This window comes from Kitasatospora sp. NEAU-CNBT7 (genome assembly GCF_057220535.1).
The window spans coordinates 1-3,047 of sequence record NZ_JBXQQB010000115.1 but is presented as its reverse complement, the minus strand read 5'-3'; the positions used below and the strand labels follow the sequence as shown (position 1 = coordinate 3,047).

Annotated in this window: 3 protein-coding genes; all 3 read right to left on the bottom strand. The window is 62.0% G+C overall.

Going from position 1 to position 3,047, the window contains the following annotated elements; all coding sequences use genetic code 11:
* A partial coding sequence (locus tag AC2TEW_RS38795) for a helix-turn-helix domain-containing protein (protein ID WP_484627837.1) occupies positions 1-328 on the bottom strand: 328 nt, incomplete at its 3' end.
* A 289-nt stretch (positions 329-617) separates the two neighbouring features.
* Entirely contained in the window at positions 618-1,271 is a 654-nt protein-coding gene (locus tag AC2TEW_RS38790) for a hypothetical protein (RefSeq protein WP_484627836.1), read from the bottom strand.
* Between the two features lie 1,555 nt (positions 1,272-2,826).
* Positions 2,827-3,047 (bottom strand): transposase (locus AC2TEW_RS38785; RefSeq protein WP_484627835.1); only part of this gene is annotated, 221 nt, incomplete at its 5' end.

The following is a 3,047-nucleotide window of genomic DNA, read 5'->3' as shown; positions in this document are numbered from 1 at the left end:
CGCCCAGTCCCACCAGGGCCTCGCGCAGGCCCGGCGCCCGCACGGCCAGGACCTCCACGGTCTCGTCGACGTACCGCCAGGCCGTCGCCTGCGACACCCCGAACCCTGCGGCGACCCGGGCGAACGTCTCGTTCTTCCGCAGATGGGCCAGGACCAGCAGGGCCTGCTTGGAACAACCGAGCCTGCGCCGGCGTGAGTTCAGTTCACGCCTTCGGGCGTGGACCAGCCAGGAGACATGCTCGACCAGCTCGTGCGGGACATCGAGCACGGCAGGATACGGGACCAAGCGAGGCTCCTCGGTCAGAGCGTGGTGCGTAGAGAACACCAACGCAACGACCAGGAGCCTCGCCTGTTACCCCACCCCCGCTGACCAGCCATTTCACCCTCCCGGACAGGATGAAAGAGGCTCACTGATACCTGAATGACTGGTCAGAGCAGGTCCGCAACCGACACCGGCGTCGAGCTCATCCCTCGGTTCACTATGCTTCTCCACCCACCGCCCGTGGACGGCCATGGTGACGGTACGTGGGTGAGGAACAGCCCGCGGGACATGGAGCTCAGGCTCAGGGATGAAACGCCCAGTCGGCCCTGGGACCGGCCCGTCACAGAGCAAGTACTCAAACAGGATTTACCTGGTGGGTTCGGGTGTCATAGTAGACAACACGTTCACCGCCGTCTTCTTGCTGATAGAACTGGATCCAGGGGTTGGCCGCGGGCGGGAATGACGAGTTGGGCTGAATTAGCTCGACCCGGTTGACCGGGATCTGTTTCCCTTCAGAATCCGACCCCAGGGGGCTTTGCTGGTAGGCGCAGACCGCATCCTTCAAATTATAGGAAAATCCATCCTCGAACGTAGGCCTGACAGGCATCGCACTTCCGCCCACAAACAGAGTGTCCAGGACATTGATGAAAGATTCCTTCGTCGCCGTGTCGGCCTGGTACTGAAGGACCTTGCAGCCTGACGATTCCGAGCACGAGTTATATAGGACGGACCAGGTAGTAATCTTGGAGAAGTCCGTTACGAAGGATCCGTCAGGAGCAGCTCCATGGGCATCGACAAGAATTGCGTTCGTGGCGTACTCGGGGTATTGCTGCTGGACAGCGTCCCAGGAACGGGTGATCAAAGCCTGCAAACGGGCAACCCCTCCATCACTCTTCGATTTCTGATTTCGCGGACCCGCGGAGGAGGCCACGGAATCCATGGGGCCCAGCAAGGAGAGAACCACGGCCAGCGTCGCTGTGAACGCTGCTGCCAGGCGTGAATTGCTCAAAGACATATGACATCCCAGGGGATTGGCGAGCAGTGTATGGATGCGAGGAATGCTTCAGCAGCTCCGAGGGCGGCCCATGTTCCCGGTGCAGGCCAGGCTAGCTGGGCCTTGACCACGAGCAGGTGGGCCCTCCTTCTCTCAGCCTCACAATACGGTCAGTGACATTGCCGTTCGCTGGGGGAGGCTTCAGCCAGTATCGGCCGCGGCAAGAGAATCAACGAGTCGCACCGCTTTGCCTGGGCCATATGGCCTAGTCGAAAATTATTTCCCTGAATAACCGATGGCTCCGACAAAAGCCTACCGTCGCCCAGAACCTGCAAATCATGCATTGACAGGACACGCTTTGCCTTTGATCACAGACACCTCGGAGAGTCCGCCCAGCGGATCTGACTGAGTCCGGACGACTCTGATCTGCCCGCGCGCTTCACAAAAATTACCAGTTCCCCCCACAATGGCCGTGAAATAGGGCAGCGATGGGCTCCTGGTGCCATTCTGCCAGGCGATCTGCCCTCTTCCGTCGAGGACATACGAACCATTGCAAACAACAGCAGGGGGAGGACCGGGCGATACAGTAGTGCAGCTGAAGACAGAATACCCTACGCGACTCCCGGTGGCATCAAACAGGATGGCGCTTCCGTCGATCACCTTCGTGATCAATGTAATGGTCTCGACATTTTCACGATGCCCCTTTCCTTGGCTTTCACTACCATGCGCGACCGGAGCTCCGAATGCGGTCAAAAATGCCGCAGTTGCGCAAATTGAAATGGCTGGCGAAATTTTCACTACACCCTCCGGGATCTTTGGTTAATTGGTTCGGATTCTTGCTCGCCCGAAGACTTTCTATCCAAGCCACGGACAGCAACCGTAGTTGTATCTTGGGCATCTGCATAAGTGGCCGCCAGTGCAGGCTCGCGCCATTAGCCCGTTCAGACCTGGGTCTGTACGGTCGTCAGTCGGCAACGACGCCGTCCGGCTCATGGAACACCTCCAGCGGCACGGAGCAGGCCGCGTCCTCGGCCCTCGTGCCCAGGCCCTGCGCCGGATCATGGCGCAGAACCACCACCGTGACCAGGCAAGCCGACCGAGCTGGCGCACCGCCCAGAGGGAAGGCGGCCCCGGGCTGCCGCCCTCGTCCCGGGCAATCGTCTCTCCCTACGACATCTCAGCCCGAGCGCGGGCTGGCACGGCCCCTACCCGACTTCGTCGCCCACCGCGGCCCGCTGAGCTCTTTCAACCCTGCTCGGCGGGGTGAGACGTCGTCCGGCGTTGACGGCTACCCGGGCCTGCAGGATCGCGGTCGGCATGCCGGAGGCGACCTTGGCCCCGTCACCCGATCGGTGGCCGCTCTGAAAAGGCTCGCTGATCGTGGCCAGGTTCACCAAGAGCCAGTGCCGTCCCTGCCCGGCCCGCACGCAGTGCACCTCCACCCCGACAGTGCCCGAACCCTGGGCCGGCCTTCCCCCATTTCCTTCTTCGTGGCCCCGCAACGGGGCTCCAGGCCTCCGGTCCGGCATGACTGTTCCCTAACTGGGTGTTTCGTCCCTTGTCCTTATGCTCAGGTGCCGCGCCAGGTTGGGGTGTTTTCGCCGGTGAGTCGGCGGGTCATGAGGCTGATCATCGCGACGTGGATCATGGCTTCGGAGCGGGCGGGGAGGGCCTCGTAGTCCCGGGCCAGGCGGCGGTGGTTCATCAGCCAGCCAAGACTGCGTTCGACGACCCAGCGGCGGGGCTGGACGACGAAGCCCCTGGTGGTGGGGTCGCGGCGGACGATCTCGA